This is a genomic window from Scytonema sp. PCC 10023 (assembly GCF_963920835.1).
Taxonomy (GTDB): Bacteria; Cyanobacteriota; Cyanobacteriia; order Cyanobacteriales; family Nostocaceae; genus Kalymmatonema.
Genome location: NZ_CAWUDP010000014.1, coordinates 1 through 18,855 on the forward strand (window position 1 = coordinate 1; position 18,855 = coordinate 18,855).

Annotated in this window: 20 protein-coding genes and 1 riboswitch; of the genes, 8 read left to right on the forward strand and 12 right to left on the reverse strand. The window is 42.1% G+C overall.

Annotated features, from left to right (window positions below):
* Positions 1-103: 103 nt before the first annotated feature.
* Complete coding sequence (locus tag ACM0OZ_RS10800; protein WP_414582835.1) at positions 104-811, forward strand: rhomboid family intramembrane serine protease; 708 nt, start codon at positions 104-106, stop codon at positions 809-811.
* Positions 812-854: 43 nt separating this feature from the next.
* Here ACM0OZ_RS10800 and ACM0OZ_RS10805 read toward each other — a convergent pair whose 3' ends face one another.
* A complete protein-coding gene (locus ACM0OZ_RS10805; protein WP_414582836.1) occupies positions 855-1,022 on the reverse strand; it encodes a CopG family transcriptional regulator in 168 nt (55 codons plus the stop codon).
* Between the two features lie 34 nt (positions 1,023-1,056).
* Between ACM0OZ_RS10805 and ACM0OZ_RS10810 the strand changes: the two genes are divergently transcribed.
* Entirely contained in the window at positions 1,057-2,193 is a 1,137-nt protein-coding gene (locus tag ACM0OZ_RS10810) for an RNA-guided endonuclease InsQ/TnpB family protein (protein ID WP_414582936.1), read from the forward strand.
* Between the two features lie 15 nt (positions 2,194-2,208).
* Here the strand turns inward: ACM0OZ_RS10810 and ACM0OZ_RS10815 are convergent, their stop codons facing one another.
* Both ACM0OZ_RS10815 and ACM0OZ_RS10820 read right to left on the reverse strand, forming a co-directional pair.
* Positions 2,209-3,204 (reverse strand): DMT family transporter, encoded by a 996-nt coding sequence (locus ACM0OZ_RS10815; protein WP_414582837.1) that lies wholly within the window; start codon positions 3,202-3,204, stop codon positions 2,209-2,211.
* A 313-nt stretch (positions 3,205-3,517) separates the two neighbouring features.
* Entirely contained in the window at positions 3,518-6,658 is a 3,141-nt protein-coding gene (locus ACM0OZ_RS10820; RefSeq protein ID WP_414582838.1) for an MFS transporter, read from the reverse strand.
* 822 nt (positions 6,659-7,480) lie between these two features.
* Here ACM0OZ_RS10820 and ACM0OZ_RS10825 point away from each other — a divergent pair.
* Genes ACM0OZ_RS10825 through ACM0OZ_RS10850 form a run of 6 tightly spaced genes read left to right on the forward strand, consistent with a single transcriptional unit; the run spans position 7,481 to position 8,979 of the window.
* Positions 7,481-7,693 (forward strand): chlorophyll a/b-binding protein, encoded by a 213-nt coding sequence (locus tag ACM0OZ_RS10825; protein ID WP_414582839.1) that lies wholly within the window; start codon positions 7,481-7,483, stop codon positions 7,691-7,693.
* 44 nt (positions 7,694-7,737) lie between these two features.
* Positions 7,738-7,941 (forward strand): chlorophyll a/b-binding protein, encoded by a 204-nt coding sequence (locus ACM0OZ_RS10830; RefSeq protein WP_069349230.1) that lies wholly within the window; start codon positions 7,738-7,740, stop codon positions 7,939-7,941.
* A gap of 44 nt (positions 7,942-7,985) precedes the next feature.
* Positions 7,986-8,198: a chlorophyll a/b-binding protein gene (locus ACM0OZ_RS10835; RefSeq protein WP_332988252.1), complete on the forward strand. Its 213-nt coding sequence runs from the start codon at positions 7,986-7,988 to the stop codon at positions 8,196-8,198.
* A gap of 58 nt (positions 8,199-8,256) precedes the next feature.
* Complete coding sequence (locus tag ACM0OZ_RS10840; protein ID WP_096564731.1) at positions 8,257-8,460, forward strand: chlorophyll a/b-binding protein; 204 nt, start codon at positions 8,257-8,259, stop codon at positions 8,458-8,460.
* A gap of 58 nt (positions 8,461-8,518) precedes the next feature.
* On the forward strand, positions 8,519-8,722 hold the full coding sequence (locus ACM0OZ_RS10845) for a chlorophyll a/b-binding protein (protein ID WP_096564730.1): 204 nt from the start codon (positions 8,519-8,521) through the stop codon (positions 8,720-8,722).
* Positions 8,723-8,766: 44 nt separating this feature from the next.
* The gene (locus ACM0OZ_RS10850; protein WP_414582841.1) at positions 8,767-8,979 is read left to right on the forward strand and encodes a chlorophyll a/b-binding protein; all 213 of its coding nucleotides are present in this window, start codon (positions 8,767-8,769) and stop codon (positions 8,977-8,979) included.
* A 7-nt stretch (positions 8,980-8,986) separates the two neighbouring features.
* Here ACM0OZ_RS10850 and ACM0OZ_RS10855 read toward each other — a convergent pair whose 3' ends face one another.
* The 9 genes from ACM0OZ_RS10855 to ntrB form a co-directional block, all read right to left on the reverse strand.
* The gene (locus tag ACM0OZ_RS10855) at positions 8,987-10,129 is read right to left on the reverse strand and encodes a sensor histidine kinase (RefSeq protein ID WP_414582842.1); all 1,143 of its coding nucleotides are present in this window, start codon (positions 10,127-10,129) and stop codon (positions 8,987-8,989) included.
* A gap of 82 nt (positions 10,130-10,211) precedes the next feature.
* Positions 10,212-10,583 (reverse strand): hypothetical protein, encoded by a 372-nt coding sequence (locus tag ACM0OZ_RS10860; RefSeq protein ID WP_414582843.1) that lies wholly within the window; start codon positions 10,581-10,583, stop codon positions 10,212-10,214.
* 3 nt (positions 10,584-10,586) lie between these two features.
* A complete protein-coding gene (locus ACM0OZ_RS10865) occupies positions 10,587-11,084 on the reverse strand; it encodes a Rab family GTPase (protein WP_414582844.1) in 498 nt (165 codons plus the stop codon).
* Between the two features lie 13 nt (positions 11,085-11,097).
* Positions 11,098-12,840 carry an OmpA family protein gene (locus tag ACM0OZ_RS10870; RefSeq protein WP_414582845.1) on the reverse strand — a complete coding sequence of 581 codons (1,743 nt, stop codon included), beginning with the start codon at positions 12,838-12,840 and terminating at the stop codon, positions 11,098-11,100.
* A gap of 114 nt (positions 12,841-12,954) precedes the next feature.
* The gene (locus ACM0OZ_RS10875) at positions 12,955-13,575 is read right to left on the reverse strand and encodes a hypothetical protein (RefSeq protein ID WP_414582846.1); all 621 of its coding nucleotides are present in this window, start codon (positions 13,573-13,575) and stop codon (positions 12,955-12,957) included.
* A 621-nt stretch (positions 13,576-14,196) separates the two neighbouring features.
* Positions 14,197-14,889, reverse strand: a complete 693-nt coding sequence (locus ACM0OZ_RS10880; protein WP_414582848.1) for a universal stress protein — start codon at positions 14,887-14,889, stop codon at positions 14,197-14,199.
* Between the two features lie 114 nt (positions 14,890-15,003).
* Positions 15,004-15,843: an ABC transporter ATP-binding protein gene (locus tag ACM0OZ_RS10885; protein WP_414582937.1), complete on the reverse strand. Its 840-nt coding sequence runs from the start codon at positions 15,841-15,843 to the stop codon at positions 15,004-15,006.
* A gap of 138 nt (positions 15,844-15,981) precedes the next feature.
* Positions 15,982-17,394: an ABC transporter substrate-binding protein gene (locus tag ACM0OZ_RS10890; RefSeq protein ID WP_414582849.1), complete on the reverse strand. Its 1,413-nt coding sequence runs from the start codon at positions 17,392-17,394 to the stop codon at positions 15,982-15,984.
* Between the two features lie 293 nt (positions 17,395-17,687).
* Complete coding sequence (ntrB, locus tag ACM0OZ_RS10895; RefSeq protein ID WP_414582850.1) at positions 17,688-18,536, reverse strand: nitrate ABC transporter permease; 849 nt, start codon at positions 18,534-18,536, stop codon at positions 17,688-17,690.
* A gap of 97 nt (positions 18,537-18,633) precedes the next feature.
* Positions 18,634-18,852: riboswitch (cyclic di-AMP (ydaO/yuaA leader) on the reverse strand.
* Between the last annotated feature and the right edge of the window lie 3 nt (positions 18,853-18,855).

Genomic DNA, 18,855 nt, shown 5'->3' on the forward strand with positions numbered 1-18,855 from the left:
TGAGGGAGTGAGGGAGTGAGGGAGTGAGGGAGTGAGGGAGTGAGGGAGTGAGGGAAAAACTAATGACTAATGACTAATGACTAATGACTAATGACTAATTAATATGATTCCTATTAGCGATAACATTTTCTTTTTCACGCGTAGAAAGCCAATCATTATTTACTGTCTGATTGGTATCAACATTGCCTTATTCTTATGGGAACTGAAACTAGAGCTTGGTGGTGAATTAGGCAATTTTGTAAATAGCTGGGGTGTGGTTCCAGCACAACTTAGTGCAGCTAGTGCAAATGGACTTGCTGGAAACTCAGCTGCTTGGATAGTTGTGCTAATGCGTTCGACTTCACTACTTGCGGGAATGTTCCTCCATGGCAGTTTTAGTCAAATTTTAGGAAATTTGATATTTTTGTGGGTTTTTGGCAAAACTCTGGAAAGTATTCTTGGCTCTGGACGATTTTTATTATTTTACTTGGTTTGTGGCATCCTGACTGGGCTAGTACAAATTTTAGCTGAACCCAGCTTAACGGTGCCACTTATTGGGGCGAATGGGGCTATTACAGCTATTTTAGGAGCTTATGTGCTTAAATTTCCCAAAGCTAAAATTGACAGTATTCTACCCCTGTTGATTGTATTTATTCCCATACAACTACCAACGTCTTTCTATGTATTTTGGTGGTTTGTGCAACAGATTTTTTACGGGATTGGCAGTTTAAATATTCCTGGTGGCGTTAACCCAGTTAGCATTGGCTATTTGGCGCAAGTTGCAGGCTTGTTTATTGGTGCGGCTTTCATCAAGCTATTGCAAAGATTTTAGGTGGTTTTCCAACCTCATTTTAACTAGATGGGGAGTTTGAGGGCTAATCAACAGTGATTGATTTCCTTACAATTGCTAACAGTTGCTCATCTTTAAGTACAAGGATTAGCATTTTTATTGCTCCGGTTTTTGTTGCTCCTGAATGCTTGCAGTATTGCTCAAGGATTTCATGGTACTCGTCAGGAAGTCGAATGTCTAATCGTTTACTCATAGTATTTGTACGTCAAATGCTGTACAATATGACTATGCTACTAGGATTTAAGACAGAACTCAAAATTAACAAACTGCAACGATTGATGCTGGCAAAACACGCTGGTGTAGCGCGTCATGCTTGGAATCAGGGTCTTGCCTTATGTCAGCAGGTGTTGGCACATAACCGTGCCAATCCTAACGACAAGATTAAATTCCCTTCCTCGATTGACTTACACAAGTGGTTGGTGGCTTCAGTTAAGTCCGAGAACCCTTGGTACTACGAAGTTAGTAAATGCTCTCCTCAGTATGCATTACGACATTTGAGCGATGCATTTAAATCTTTTTTTAAGAAAGTCAAAGGCTTTCCAAAGTTCAAGAAGAAAGGAAGAGACGACTCTTTTACTCTTGATGGTTCAATTCATGTTGACCACAAGCGGGTCAAGGTTCCGGTGATTGGATGGTTGAAAACCTTTGAGAGATTACCACAGGGTGTAGAGCCTAAGTCAGTGACAATTAGCCGCCAAGCAGACAGGTGGTTTATCTCGTTTAAAATTGATGTTCCTATTGAACAAACACCAAAAGTTTGCGATATTGTCGGTGTCGATCTAGGTATTAAAGCGCTAGCAACACTATCCACAGGTGTTGTGTTCGACGGTGCTAAATCGTATCGTCAAGCAGAACGTAGATTAAAACGGCTACAACGTAATCTTAGCCGTAAACCTAAAGGCTCTGCTAATTGGAATAAAGCAACGCGACTACTGGCTAAAGCCCATAGACGAGTTGCCAATATTCGCAAAGACGTTCTTCATAAAGTCACCACCTATTTAAGCAAAAACCACGCAGTAATAGGGATTGAGGACTTGAACGTCTCTGGGATGATGGCTAATCGCTGTTTGGCTAAAGCAATAGGAGACATGGGATTTTATGAGTTTCGTCGTCAGTTGGAATATAAATGCCAGCTATACGGCAGCAAGTTGGTTGTTATTGACCGATTTGCACCCAGTAGTAAAACCTGTTCTTGCTGCTCGAACGTAAAAGATTCGCTTAGTCTAAGGCAGCGAGTCTACCACTGTCATTCATGTGATCTTGAACTTGACCGCGATTTGAACGCGGCAATCAACATATCAAAATACGCGGCAAGTTCTGCCGTGTCTGCCTGTGGACGAGGTGCTGCCGACAGTCTCGGTTGAAACAGGAAGTTTTTGTTAGCAAATGTTAATAAAAATAGAACGGCTTCCCGACCGCCTTTTTTGTGACGAATGAACAGCAGCTTGGCTAGAAACAACTAGGTATAGACCGATGAGAACTACAGCAAAACCGACCCAATGAGAGAAACTCAACTTTTCCGAAAATATGACAAAAGCGAAAACTCCAGCAAAAACTGGCTCTAGGAGATGAAACAGCGAGACGACGACTGAGGACAACTTTTCCAGGCTGTATATCAAAAGTCCGTGACCTAAAACTTGGCAAACGAGGGAAAAGGAAATGACTGCTAGCCACCCTCCAAACGTTGAGGGGAAAAATTTATCTCCACTCAATAAAACTATAGGGAACAGGACTACGGTAGCGATCGCACAGATCCACAACTGGATTGTCATAGGAGTGAATTTGGTTCGCAGTTGTTCTACAACAAGCAGGTACGCCGCCAAGAAAACCGCAGATATGATAGCAGCTACGTCTCCAAGTAGATTGTTGGTAGCTCCTCCAAGCTGATCTAGTTCAATGGCGATCGCTCCCCCAGTAGCGATAACCATGCCAATAAGGAATTGGCGGTTGAAGCCCACAGAGAATAACAGCCACGCCCCCAAACTGGTAAATATCGGGGCGAGATTATGCAACACAGTTGAGATAGCAACGCTCGTTTGAGTCAGTGACCAAGCCACGAGAACTAGGGAGGCAGCAAAAAAAGTCCCAGCACCCAGCAATAACAAAAAGTCCTGACGGGTGTATGCCTCCTGTTGGACAGATTTGTCGCCCCAAAACCACTGACGTATCGTCAAGCCACTATGCCACAACCCGAAGACGACACTACCGAGCCAAAAACGATTAAATACAGTGGCAATGGGGCTGAGTTCGTATTCGCTCCATCTGATGAAGATAGCACCAAAAGATATGGCGATTACGCCGAGAAATAATGCAGTGCTGACTATCGCTGGTGTTTTGAACCACTGTTGCTCTGATAATTTCAGTTGATTTGTCATTATATAGCAGTCCTATTTGAGTTGTAAATTGCCGAATGAGGGCGCTTAACAGGGAACAGGGAACAAAAATTTTTATAAATTATTTAGGATTGCTATAGTAAAGGGCAATGTTTGAGCTTCTCCATCTTTCTACTGAAATGACAGCAGTTCAAATGCTGTCTTAAGATATTGGTGTCACTTCACGATATTAATCTATATTTTTTTTACAGTACTAGCAGGAAAAGTTTATTTTGCGACAGATAACCTTGTGCTTGCAACAAAAAAGCCTCTCGTTTGAGAGGCTGAAATTGGTCAGCAAAGATAACGTATCAAACTACACTAATACAATGGCAGCGACTGCTCCCGCAATTGCTGAGAATATGCCCGAAACAAGGGCTGTAGCAAATAGCCACCAAGCGGCTGATGCTGCGGCTTTGCGTGTTTCTTCGGCTTGACGTTGTGCTTGATGCTTCACTTCTTCTAAGCGTCGCTGTGCTTCTTGCTGGATGCGTTCTGCCCGTTGCAAGACGCTGTTTCGTGCGCGTTCGACTTGGTCGATAATGCGGTTAGCATCTTCCTGCGAGATATCCTCGCGGGAACTCATAATTGCGACTAGGGTATCGCGGTTGAATGAAGACAGGCGATCGCGCAATGCATCAAACCCTGCTTGCGGGTCATCAAACAACGTGCGAACATCGCGCTTAATGCTATCGTAGTTCAGTTCTGGGCGATCCAAAGAGTTGAGGTAGTCGCGAATACGGGCAAAAATTCCATCAACCACATCTTGAATGCGCCGCTGAATACCCCGTACTTGTTCCACAAACTGGTCGCGCACTGATATCATGGTATCCGCAATCTGTGCCGCTTCGTCATCTGTTAAGTCTTCCCGCAGTTTCAGCAGGGTGATAATGGTGGAGCGGTCAAATTGAGAAAGGCGATCGCCTATACTTTCTATCCCCACTCGTGGATCGTGCAGCAACAGATGTAAGTCGCGCTTGATACCTTCTGGGTTCAGTTCTTCCTTGCCACTCCCCCGCAGGTACGCTTCCAGATAAGCTTGGAAATTTTGCACGCTTTGCTGAGTTCGGGTGGCTAGGCGACGAGGCGCACGTATCATGTCGCGGATTGAAGTTTGCATTGAATCAATGACTTGATTGACTTGCTCTTCACTCAAGTCCTGACGTTGACTCAGCAGCTTCACTAAGGTATCTCTATCAACCTGTGACAACCGACGACGCAGTGCAACAACTCCTTGTTGTGGATTTTGGAACAATCTATTCAAATCCCGCTGAATTCCTTCGGGGTTGAGTTCGTCTTTGCCAGTGTTCCGTAGGTAATCTGCAATTGTGGTCGTCACGGAGTCATATTGCTCCTTAGCTTTATCTGCAACGGTTTTTGGCGCGTTGCGAATGTTATTCCAGTTTTCCTCAACTGTGTCAAGGATTTGGTTCGCTTGGTCTTCGCTCAAGTCTTCCCGCTGACCCAGTAATTTTACTAAAGTATCGCGGTCAAAACGAGACAAACGCGCCCTAATTGCCGTAACTCCTGCTTGCGGGTCATCTAAAAGTCTTTTCAGCTCAGCTTGGATAGCATCCGGGTTGAGTTCATCTTTGCCTGTGTTTCGCAGATAAGATTTTAAATTCAGCCACAGCGATTCGGCTTGATATTTCGCTTGATCTGCAATTCCTTTGGATTCGACTAAAACTTGATCCCGTTGTTTTTCCAACTGGTCAAGGATTGCGTCTGCTTCCTCAGGATTAATGTCATTGCGCTCTAGGAGGATTTCCCGCATTTCCTGGCGGTCAAACTGAGCTAGTCGCCGAGATAGAGTTTCGTAATCTGCGTCTTGGTCTTCCAGCAACGGTTTAAAATCCTGCTGTATGCCTTCCGCAGTCAAATCTGATTTAGGAGTTACAAGCAGATAGCTTTCGACTCGGCGTTGCAAGTCTTGTACGACCTCTTTTTCTTCTTCTGCGATCGCTGCAAGTAGAACTTCTTGGCGGATCACTTCCAACCGATCTGCTATACGCTGAATTTCTGTTTGGGTCAACAGACCCCTTTGTTTGAGAATATTTACAAAATCAGTCCGAGAAAGTTGCTCTAACTCTCGCCGCACTGTTCCGGGATCAGCCGCTGGATCGTAAAGAACGTCACGAAATTCTTGGGCACTTTTTTCTGAATTCAGTTGCCAAGAATGTGCGTTGAGCAGGTAGTTTTCCACATCAGCACGAATGGGGCTATAAGGCACCTTTGGCGTGGGAAGACCTAACTTATCTGCTTGATCTGTGACTTTATCTTTAGCGTTTGTGATCGCACCTAAGATTTTTTCTACATCTATGTCTGACAAATCGGCTCGTCCCAACACAACGCCACTCAGCGCGGATATAGCCTGCTGGACTGTCCGTTGAATTGGACCAGGAGTCGCTTCTTGGGTTGCCCTTTGGTTAGCGTCTTTTGTAGCACGCATTTCTGCCATCAGCTGATCCAGCTTGGCATTGAGTTCATCTGTCCGGGTTTGTCCGGGTTGCAATGATTTGAGATAGTTAACCAAGTCTCCCAAACGGTCTTGCATTGGTTGTTGTTGACCCACCGTCTGCTGCCAAACTTTATACAATGTATCAGCAATGCGGTTAATATCTCGTTTCGAGAGGTCAGTGCGACTGCTAACAAGATCAACAAACTTTTGGCGGTCGATGTTGCTAAGAGCTGCACCACCTGCGGCTGTACCACCGGCGATCGCCATCAGTTGCGGGTCTTTGAGTAACCTTTCAAATTCGCCCCGAATTTTGGATAAATCCAGTTCTGGCGGACGCACCATTTCTAAATAATCTTCTACCTTATCCCTGAGAGTGCCGGGGTCGATCGCACTGCCTATTTCCCGACGCACGGCGGACGCTGCTGCTTCAGCTGTTGCTACCACTTGCTGATTGACAGCTTTTGCCCCCAACGCGGCGGTTGCTGTCCCCATAATCGCCTGTAAGCCGGAAGTTGCTGTGTTGACCAACGAGCCAATTAAGGAACCCACTGTGGTTGAACTCACCCACACCAGCAGTAAGAAGTACGCTCCCCAAATCACCAACCCTAGAATTGCTCCGTTGACTGGAGACCAATCTCCAAAAAGACTCAGTCTCACCGCTAGGAAACAAGCAATGGCAAGCGCAATAGTCACAGTGATTAATGTCCACAATCCCACCGCCGTGCCTATTTTGCGAATAGTACCCCCCACACTTCCAACCTCTCCATGATGATCTCCATCTGAATCAGATGAACGACCTAGGTAGGAAATCCCAGCAGCAACTGAGAGGTTTGTGAGAACTAATTGCAAGGCAAAAGCCAGGATCACACCCGAGACTAAAGCGAAAAAAAAGTGTGGTCCAAATCCAAAAGAGACATTTGGCTGGTTAGTGACTGGCGCTTGTGCCACCCAAAACAGTGACTTATACGGTGCCAGCATAATGTGTGTACTTTGAAACATCCTAATTCCTTCCTCTATAGCTCAAGTCGGTGGGGATTATAAAGTTACATGAGAATAAATTTTCTATCTGTCACAATACCCAACTCTTGAGCTATACAATCGTGGAATCATAGTGCTTTCAGCATCTCTCCAAAGTTTGAAAATCTTCTACTGCATGGTATGAAGTTTTTTTACCTAATTCAATCACTAACAAAAACAAGAGTGTAATGAAGGCAAAAATCCGAATGACTCTGTTGTGAAGTAAAAAATCGGGGACTTTATCCCTTGCTCTTTTTTTATCCTTCTTTGTTTGTTCTACATTCGATTTCTTACAAAAATTGATAAATCTCCAAGAGACTATAACTTACTAACTCACAAGCAAAGCTTACAGAGGCAGGCTTTTAAGGCACTTTCCTTGAAATAAAATCCCAACCGTCAAATCTAGATCCTTCGTCACCAACCCGAAGGGCGTAAAACACGGCTGGGATTTTATTTTTACGGTGTCTCCTAAGCGTTAAGTCCAAGCCATGCGAATTGAGTTTGTCTAGGTGTGCCTTGAGTCATCGGGTACTGACTATGGCAAGAAATGTTTTCTTTTTTATTATTTCCTGCCATACCAACAGGAATTGATCAAATAAAACTTAGCTTTTCGTTACTCTTGTTACATTTATTTACAAATACTTTTTTTTGCACTCTCTCTAGGTGGATTTATCCAAGAAAACACTATTCGGATAATCGTCCACAAGAGGTGCTGATAGTTTGTACCTATTGACAGAAAGCAGCCCAGTTGTAAATAGCTACAGTAAAGTCAAGAAACAAATTGAGCTTGAACCAGGAAAAAAAATGCAAAGTCGTGAAACTCGTCCTGCTACCGATTTACCACCCGTTGCTACAGAATATAACGGCGTAGATCGCAATGCTTTTCTATTTGGCTGGAATCCTCAAGCTGAACTGTGGAACGGTCGCTTGGCAATGATTGGTTTTCTTGCCTACCTGCTTTGGGATTTGGCAGGCTACAGCGTCCTGCGTGATGTTCTGCACTTGATTGGCTACTAAAAATTAAACTCCTAAAAACTAACTTAATCTTGAAGGAAAAAACAATGGAAACTCGCCCCGCTACTGATTTACCACCTGTTGCTAAAGAATATAACGGCGTAGATCGCAATGCTTTTCTATTTGGCTGGAATCCTCAAGCTGAACTGTGGAACGGTCGCTTGGCAATGATTGGTTTTCTTGCCTACCTGCTTTGGGATTTGGCAGGCTACAGCGTCCTGCGTGATGTTCTGCACTTGATTGGCTACTAAAAATTAAACTCCTAAAAATCAACTTAATCTTGGAGGAAAAAACAATGCAAAGTCGTGAAACTCGTCCTGCTACTGATTTACCATCCGTAGCTACAGAATATAACGGCGTAGACCGTAATGCTTTTCTATTTGGCTGGAATCCCCAAGCTGAACTATGGAACGGTCGCTTGGCAATGATTGGTTTTCTAGCTTACTTGCTTTGGGATTTAGCAGGCTACAGCGTCCTACGTGATGTGCTGCACTTGGTTGGTTACTAGTCATTAGTCGTTTGTAAAGAACAAAAGACTAATAAAAATTTAATTTTGGAGAAAAAAAATGCAAACTCGCCCTACCACTGATTTACCACCCGTAGCTACAGAATATAACGGCGTAGACCGTAACGCCTTTCTGTTTGGCTGGAATCCCCAAGCTGAACTATGGAACGGTCGCTTGGCAATGATTGGTTTTCTAGCTTACTTGCTTTGGGATTTAGCAGGCTACAGCGTCCTACGTGATGTGCTGCACTTGGTTGGTTACTAGTCATTAGTCGTTTGTAAAGAACAAAAGACTAATAAAAATTTAATTTTGGAGAAAAAAAATGCAAACTCGCCCTACCACTGATTTACCACCCGTAGCTACAGAATATAACGGCGTAGACCGTAATGCTTTTCTATTTGGTTGGAATCCCCAAGCTGAACTATGGAACGGTCGCTTGGCAATGATTGGTTTTCTAGCTTACTTGCTTTGGGATTTAGCAGGCTACAGCGTTCTACGTGACGTGCTGCACTTGATCGGCTACTAAAAATTAAAGCCATAAAAACCAACTTGATATTGGAGGAAAAAACAATGCAAAGTCGTGAAACTCGTCCCGCTACCGATTTACCACCCATAGCTACAGAATATAACGGCGTAGATCGTAATGCTTTTCTGTTTGGCTGGAATCCTCAAGCTGAACTGTGGAACGGTCGCTTGGCAATGATTGGTTTTCTTGCCTACCTGCTTTGGGACTTGGCTGGCTACAGCGTATTACGTGATGTTCTACACTTTATTGGATACTAGTCATCAGTTAGAGTTGAGTAGCCCCCTCTTGGGGTGCTACTGATTCATTTCGTCTTGGTTTTGGTAGACGGAACCAAAATCGGGAACCTCCTTGTGGACGAGGGGAATAACCAATCTTCCCTCCCCAACGTTCAACTGTAATGCGGCAAGAATAAAGCCCTAGCCCAACTCTACCTGATTTACCTTTTCCTTGAGAGAACTTTTGAAATAAACTCTCTACATTTTCCGGAGGGACACCGGAACCTTCATCATCCACACTGACTAAAATATAATCTCCATCCTGTTCTAAACCAATTGTCACAGTAGACTCTAGTGGACTGTGACGAAAAGCGTTTTCTACCAAATTTGCAATCACCCTATTTAAACGCGATTCATCACCGATGACTCTCCAATCTGCTGTCACGTCAATATTGGCAGCTAGGCGTAATTGCATTTTGTTAAGCGCAAAAGAAGGAGATAAAAGTTGGATAATGTCCTGTGCAGATATCAGGGCACTCGGTGCCTTACCAAGATCGACTGCAAATGTCTCCAAGGATTTGACTTCAGCAGAAAATCCATCCAATATTTCCCGTATGAGCATCTCTTGCCTGTGGCATTGTATTTTACCGATTTCTAAAATGTCTCTGACTTGTTGTGTTAAATTTTCAAACTGTAAGAGACTAAGACAGCCATGAATAGCACTTAATTGTCCTGCCATATCATGTATAATACAGTGAATCAAAACTTCTTTTTTCTGGTTTTCTTTCACAATATACTGATAATTTAATTCATTTTCTCGTGCTTTTTGAATAATATATTGCTTCTCCGTATAAGTTTCATCAAGCGATTCTATTAATAAATATTTTTTGCTATCTACATAAACGGCTATAGCTTCAAAATGATATTCTTTCCCAGATAAATCAAGCTGATACCATATACCAGATTTTAATTTTTTTTCTCCTCTTAAGAGCCAAAATTCTTCAGCATCAATTAAAAAGTTTTCTAAAAATGGAAAGACTTCTTTCAGTATAAGTCTCCCTGTTTCCAATACAACTTTTTGAGGACAAAAGTGAGTTAACCAATCTGGTACGGTTCCAGTAATGCTGAATGAATCAACATCTAGCCGTTCCAATACTAAAATATTCAATGCTGCCAAAAGGTCTGTTGTCATAGAACCCTTGATGACTTAGACAAGCCAAAACCAAATTTTTTCAACCAATATCCACTGAGTTCTCTATTATAGAGAATTTTTTCTACAGCAGTCTGGAAGAGTTTACTTGTTGCTGTATCATGCCTACATGAATTTCATCCCAGGTAGCATCTAACAGCAACACCCAATCTCCTTCCTGTGAGGAGAAAATATGGACATCTGCACAAATGCTGTATTCCGTTTTTATGCAAGGCAAAAATAAAGGAAAATCATCTAGTGGTAAAAGACCTTCCAGAAAAAAAACTTGCTGTCCTACTTTCTTCCCTTCTTGTAAATTTGTAAGACCGTATACTGATAGTTTACCGCCCCAAGCTGACAAATAGCCATCTTTATTAACTAAAAGATAGGCAAGAGAACGTTGCTCTATCATGAAATTGAGAAGATAAGCAATAACCGGAACAGGAAAATCCAACATTATTTATCCCTCTAATATTCTAGAAGCAAGAGTTTGGAAAGTTTTTTCTACACCAAAACCACTTTTTGCACTAGTTTTAATAACCGTCCAACCTTTGTGCCTCAGTTCGTCGATTTCGGAGTTACTTATTTCCCATTCATCAGCTAAATCCGATTTGTTGATTACCAAAATAAAGGGTACTTTACCAATTGTTTCTTCTACTCTTTTTTGTAAATTCAAGGCTTTTTCCAGAGTATCCTGTCGAGTTGCATCCACAACTAATAAATAACCTGAAGACCCTCGCAAGTAGGACATCCGCACTTTCTGAAATTCGTCTTCTCCATACAGATCCCAAAGAATAAGATTTAACTCTTTTTCTCCAACATAAACTGTTTTTTTGTCAATTTTTACCCCGACAGTAGTCTGGTACTTATCAGAAAAAATACTATAAACAAAACGTGATACTAAACTAGTTTTACCCGTGGCAAATGCACCCACCATACAAATTTTCTTTTGGAGCATATACGGATAATCCTTATTTAGCTTGGTCAGACAGTAAAATTTTAAAAGATACTCGGCGGCTCAATTTCTGATCTTCTAGCAATCCCGAACGTAAAGGTTGGGTGTTAGCCACACCTATAGTAGTGAAATTGCTCCTATTGATTCCTTGGGAAGATAAATAAGAAAGGATTTTATTGGCACGGGCTTGACTGAGTGCGATGTTTCTTGTTTCTGTTCCAGTTATATCAGTGTGTCCCACTATTTGAATACCTACATTTTTATCAAGATATTTGGCAGCATCCAAAAGTTTTTGTATTTGCAGTACAAGATTCTTAAGTTTCTTATCTTCCCCTGGGAAAAACTCTGTTGTTCCTTCAGAAAAAAATAGCAATTCTTGTTCAATCTGATTTTTATATGACTCAAGATGCTTTAGTTCTATATCAATAAGATTCTTATCTTGAAATTGAGTAATTCCTGGAATAAAACGCCAAAATTTCCTTGCTTCTAAAATCCACTGACGAGGTGCAGACCCACTGACATAAAGAATACCTTTTTCATCTACTTTCACGGCTACAGTTTTTGGAGGTTGAAGTAATTCCTCAGCTCTTTTGCTGATAATTGCTGGTTCAAACGACAGGAAAGGCGTCCAATGGCTGATAACTGTTTTGGGACTGAGATTTGCTTGTTTTATCAGCATTTTGGGGTCTACTGCTAATGGATCGCGCATTCCAGAAATAAAATATTTTCCACCTCGCTTGTCAGCTTTAATCACGACAATTCCAGGCTGAGAGTTCAGTTTTTCTAAATAGGCGTTCCAACGCAGATGGTCTCGAATAGCAAAAAAGCTCCAAATTCCCAAACCAATAGCTACTGTGCCTAATAAAGTCCGGGCAGAAATATAATTTTTTTTTGTTGGAGCTTGATACCGAGCCTCCAAACAAGCTTCTATCTCAGGTCTACCGGCTACAAATGGCTCTGTTTCTCCTTCAAAAAAAATAAGTTCTCTGTTTAGCTTCAGATGAATTTTTTCTATTGCTTCTTGAAAAACTAATCTTAATTCTTGGGGAGCAGTTCCCCGAATTATACCTGCCAGTACTGCCTGTGGTCCTTCTTCAATCCAAATGGTGAGTTCTCCAAAGTGCAAACTTTGAAGCCCATCATTTTTTTGTGTATTGAAAGAGTCTTTGACAAAATCTTGAATAGCCGTCAACATGGCTGAAACCAAATCCGGATCTTGAGCGCTGACTTTTGGCGCTACTGTATGTTGCAGCATTAATCCGGTTTTTTTATGAATCAGGAATACCTGTTCCACCCGATAAATGAGCGTGCGAAGCAGCACAACTTCGGCAAATGTTTTACCCGTCTGTCGCGCTTCTAATCTCCACTTGAGGCTTTGTGGAGAAAAGCTTTGCTCTAAAGAAGCATCTAAAGATTGAACCATTGCTTCGAGAGCTGCGGTAATAGCCTTGCGAATGGCTGGTCCCATTATGGGAAAAATCGCAGTTGACAAAATATTTAAATCTTGTTTAACAGAGGATTGAATGGCGTGTTCAACAGTAGGAACTATTGCTTCGCCCAGTTGTTTATCTTGCATTGTTCGCAAAATAACCGCCTCTGGAAGCAATCGGCTGATATCTTCTGCTTTTATCTGTGGGTTATCTAATCGCTCGTATAATTTGTTTAGTTTAGCTGGTTCAATACCAAGAAGCAAACTACGGACTTCACTCAGTTCATCATTAGGCTCTACGTGAGTGTTATTTGAGTAGTCATTAGTCATTAGTCATTAGTCATTAGTTATTAGTTATTAGTTATTAGTTATTAGTTATTAGTGACTTATTAGTTATTAGTTATTAATTATCATTAAGTACGATTAACTACTAACTAATAAGCCTTATTGTTGTTGAGAATTCAAGCGGATAGCTAGTTCTGAGAAAAGAGCAGCGAGGGAGGAACGGTCTGTTTTCGCAATACGAAGTTCTTGAGATTCTTGTTGCACTAAAGCCACAATTTCTTCGTATTTTTGCCGGATATCATCCTGTAGGCTTTTAGATTGGTTAAGAATTTGCTCACGAACTTCTCGTTGGCTGTTCGCAGTTTCTTCTTCAAATTGGGCAATTCTTTTTTCTAAAGACATCGTTATATTTTTGTTTTCTTCAGCAACTGCTTTCACTGCTTTACCGCGTTCTACTTGCTCGTTTTTTAGCCGATCTGCTATGGACTCAACCTCTTTCTTAATGTACGTTTCTAAGGAATCTAAACGTTTTCTTGTTTCATCCCGTAAATCAGCAGATTCTTTAACCAGACGCTCTTCTAAGCGGGTAAACCTTCTTTCCACCTCCCGCATCTGATTACCAAAAAGAATATCTCTGACTTTTGCTAAACTGTGGCTTTCTCCCATATCTGTACTACTATCTGTACTATGAAAGAGAGGAATATTTGTATTTTGGTTGGATCCTGCTTGAGGTGGTTCTACCATACTATGATTGCTATGTTCTCCTTCGGGCGGGTTCATGTTATTAATCCTTTCGGGATTGCAATGAGTTGTGCATTTGCTTGTTTTATGACATCTTATGTGATGTGTTTGTACTTCCCTAGAAATAGTTCTGGGCTATACTCCGTAGGGTAGCATCTTTGAATCATAAAGCAAGTCGTCTCCTCGGGACAGTTCAAATGGTTATTGAAACAATTTCAAAACTTCAAATCTTTCGAGGAGTTAAAATTTTATTGAGAAAAGTTAATTTTTTTAAAAAATATTTAAATTATTATACAAATACTTTAAATAACAAGCATCGCCACAGAATGTATTCAGCATACACTTAATCCACTAAGAATCACGCGTAGCGTGGTGGTACATCACGGGTTCCCCTAGACCCCAAAGGGGGTGCATCGGTTGGGTAGGGTAGTATCTCCCAAGATTCTTCCCTTTGCTCAGAATGACATATTATAACGCAACTTGTATTGGTAGAAATTACACTCAGATTTTTTGCAGATTAGCAAAAAAAATACCACATACATATATTATGTGGTATTTTGTACTCTGAAGAAATAGGGATAATCATCCTATTGGTAAGGGGTTTAAGAAACCGGGCTTCTATACTTAGGTGTCTCTCCACAACATTCGCAACTATGTCCGCTAAGCGCGTTTCTCATTGACAAAATTGGGTATACCTAGTACTGAACAGGGGAACTTAGAACCGAGGTGTTGCACTATCGGATGATTGACAGAGTTACAGCCAAGTAATAGTAAATCTGCACCTTCTGATACAACCACTTTCCTAAGTTCCCTGCCAATGCAACCAAACCGAAGATGAGCTTTAAAAGAACTTTTCCATTCCGCAGCTAGACAACTTGCTTGCCGCAAAATACCTTCTGCTTGTGCAAATCTATCTACTAATCTTTCTTGTGAGTAGGTTGTGTTAGCCTGCATTTTTGTTTGAGTTGTCACACCTGTGTCAAACTCATTTAAGGGGAAGCTTGTTGAAGAGTGTGGAGGATTTTGTTCGGTTGCTCGCTGAGTTACAAATTCCTCTTTTTGCAAGACATCTGCAGCATGACTACTTTGATTTTCCTCGATCACATAAACAACTTGAACTGTGACTTGCGCCTTTGTGGCTAAACGTGTTTGATGAGCGATCAACAAGGCAATATCTAACGCAGTATGACTGTTGGGAGAACTATTATAACCAACGATTAAGTTAACTGATTTTTCAGGTTGCCCCTGTTTGCATACAGGTGTCTCTGGTGTCGAGATTAACACCATTTGCTCAATTAAATCATCTCTTCCGATAGCGTTTTGCAGACGCACCAATATGGGTTTGAGATTCATAGTTTTATCTCTGTTTAAAGAAAAATTAACAAAAACAATGACAAATTTGTAATTCATAATCCGTAATTGACTTGAACATTAGAAATTACGAATTATGACTTAAGAAGTTGTTCGTTACTCGTCTTGAGCGAAATAGCGATCTAGGAAATTTAGGGCGTAGTTGCGGAGATCATAGTACTCTTTTGAGTTTCTCATAGCAGCGCGATCGCGTGGATGAGGAAACGGTACTTCTAGTATCTCCCCAATATTAGCCGCAGGTCCATTGGTCATCATAACAATGCGATCCGACATATAAATCGCTTCATCTACATCATGGGTAACCATCATGACCGCCTGTCGGTGATTTTCCCAGATATCCAACACTTGCCGCTGCAATTTCCCCCGAGTTAGCGCATCTAACGCCCCAAAAGGTTCGTCCATCAGCAGCATTTTCGGGCGAATTGCTAATGCTCTAGCAATACCCACCCGCTGCTTCATCCCGCCAGAAATTTCGTCAGGATACTTATCAGCAGCTGCTGTTAAATTTACCATTGCCAGGTGTTCGTTCACAATGCTAATTTTCTCAGCCCGATTGGCATCTTTTAGCACTTCATCTACCGCAAGTCGGATATTTTCCCGCACAGTTAACCAAGGTAACAGCGAATAGTGTTGAAACACCATCATCCGCTCAGCCCCTGGTTTACGAATTTCTTTGCCATCTAACCGCACTGATCCAGAAGTCGCTTTTTCTAAGCCAGCGACAATCTTTAAAAGTGTCGATTTACCGCAACCCGAGTGACCAATAACAGAAATATATTCATCTTCACCCACTGTTAAGTTGACATTATCTAGGACGACAAATTCACCCCCATCAGGTTTTGTATATGACTTGAATAAATTTTCAATCTCCAGAAATCCAGTGGTGGGAGGTGAAGCCTTATCATAGGCATCTGTTGAGAACGAGGTAGATTTCATTTGACACTCCTGCAATGAGTCATTGGTCATTAGTCATTAGTCATTGGTCATTAGTCTTTAGTTATCAGTCATCTATATAAGACAAAAAACAAATGACAAAGGACAGTCAATACAATATGATTAACTCTGCCGATTCCGCTAGGACATAAAGAAAGATTTAGGAGCGTTTGCCCTAATCTCAAAACTCTTAAGATACCCGACAGGATCGCTGGGGTCAAAAGCTTTTTTGTCGATAAATAGTTCAGCTTGTTCTATCTTGTAATCTTCTTTTGGAGATTCAATTCCCATTTCAGCGGCAATTTCTCGGTACAAGTCAGTGCGCCAAGCTTTACGCGCCAATTCTTCAGCATTTTTGGGAATTTCTTTAATTTGTCCCCACCGAGCCGACTGAGTCATTAACCAAATACTCTGAGATTGCCACAGAAATGTTGAATGGTCATTTGGCACTTTGACAAGATTAGCTGGTTTTTCAAAAAAGATTGTTGTATCCGTCGATTTCACAAGACGTTTTTTGTCATCGAAACCGCCGTAATTGTATTCGCCGACAATCGCTGGTTTTGTTAATTTGAGTTTTGCTCCTGTAAATGACTTATTCGTGATAATCTTAGCTACTTCTTCCCGGTTTTTTGGATCGCCACAATACCTACAAGCTTCTATCATTGCCTTGACTAAAGAGCGATAGGTTTTGGGATTTTCTTTAATGAAAGACTCCATGACACCTAGAAGTCTGTCTGGGTGCCCTTGCCAGATTTCCATACCCTGAGCGAAAGTAAAGCCAATTCCATCATTGCCAGTAATTGCTCGTGTATTCCAAGGTTCTGCCACCATATAACCTTGCATCGCCCCAATCCGCATATTCACTACCATCTGTGGTGGTGGGACAATAATGATGCGAAATTCTTTGTCAGGAGCAACTCCAGCAGCAGCAGATAAGTAGCGGATAAAGTATTCATAAATTGCCGAACTGAGCACCACTGCCCAAACTCGTTGCTCGGCTGGTAATTTTTCAAAGTAATTGCGGAAATCTCGCCCAAACTCTTCCAAATTACCGTTATAGTCTCGCCAAGGACGCAACCCAGACTGCCACATTGCCTTATTCATCGTCATGGCGTTACCGTGACGGTGAATTGTCATTGCCGCACACAAGGGAGCATGACGTGCGCCTTCTGCACCTGTTCTCGCATTCGTCACCGCGCCACTTACAACAGGCGAAGCATCGAGGCGACCAAAAATGATGCCATCACGAGACGTACCCCAGCTAGCTTCACGGCTGAGAGTGACATTTAAACCATACTTGCGGAAAAACCCTTTCTCCCAGGCTACAGCAAAGGGAGCGCAGTCATTTACCGGCACATACCCCACTGTAATGTTAGGTTTTTCCAGTGTCTTGGGGTCTACCACTGGTTCTACCGCCAACGCCGCTTGTGATATTCCTTTAGGGGCACGGTTAGCATTAATGGCACAAGAAGAAAGTCCAGTGGCAAATGCCGTTGCTCCCAGTCCTTGAATAAAGTCTCGTCGCTTCCAGTTATTTGTGTTATTGTCACTCATGAAAAACCTCCTGCGGCGGCGAAATCACTGCAAAAATTAACACGAAGGCGCAAAAGTTATGTGTTTAAGCTGTCACACATGTGATTTATGTACGGTTTTATGCAGGTAGGCTGCTAACTAAAAAGTGAGTTTTTTTTAATGCGTGAATTGCTTATCCCCCCCGCCCTGTGTTATTCGCTCTTTATTCCAAAAGGTCAGATTTAACCACATGAAACGGCTGTTTGAACCGTAAGGCACCTTTACTATAAGTGGTGATACGCCAATGCCTTAACGCAATGTAACGGAATTTATACCTAATTTGTTGCTGGGCGACGAGTGACAAAAGCTTGTATTTTACCGATCGCGTAATCTAGGAATAGCCCTGTTAAGCCAATCACCAGCACGGCAAGAAAAACAGAATTCAAGTTTAGGCGACTCCATTCATCCCAAACAAAAAAGCCGATTCCAATACCGCCTGTGAGCATTTCTACAGCGACGATCACTAGCCAAGCAATTCCTAAACTAATCCGCAAACCTGTAAAAATGTAAGGCAAACTTGCGGGCCAGATGATTTTTGTAATTCTTCGCCAACTGGGCATTTCCAGAACTCGCGCCACATCTATATAATCTTTGGGAACACTGGAAACTCCCAGCGCAGTGTTAATGATTGTGGGCCACAAAGAAGTGATGAAAATCACAAATATTGCCGATGGATCTGCCAAATTAAAGATTGCCAAGGCAATAGGAAGCCATGCTAGGGGCGATACTGGCTTGAAGATTTGAATGATGGGATTAAGAACCATCAGTGCTGTTTTGGACATCCCAATCAGAAAACCAACAGGAATCGCAACAAGAGCGCCTAGCCCAAAGCCTATTAATACCCGTCGGATACTTGCTATTAATAGCCAGCCAATACCCAAATTACCTGGTCCTCTTTGGAAAAATGGGTTGAGGATGTAATCTAAATTTGCTGCCAGCGCCTCAGGAGGGGTGGGCATTAATTCATGGTTGGCAAGGGCAATAATCCACCATATAACAATGACGCCCAAAAAACCAACCAAAGGCAGCAAGAAAGCATCCCGTACGACTACGGGTTTAGCACGTTTCCAAGCTGTTTGACCGGCAACCGCCAAGATGGCAGCTACATTCAGTTGAAATATCATTTGTGACCTCAACAGACTCAAGCTCAGGTACAAGTAATCCGAGCAGTACCAGCCAAGGATACTGATGAGATCAGAACATCATAGTAATGCCGTCCCTTCAGTCTCCTCTCATTGCCTACGAAGTTAGCTGACGGGCTAGGGCTGAGAGATGCCCCTCTCTTAGAAGAAGGAAGAAACAAAAAGGAAGAAAGATACAATCATTATTTTTTCTTGTATTTCCTCTTGACTATATTTGTTCTTCACTCTTTTTCTTCTATGAGATGCGCCCCATACTTTGGTTCCTCCGCTCCAACTTACGCTTCGGCGATTCGTTGGATTA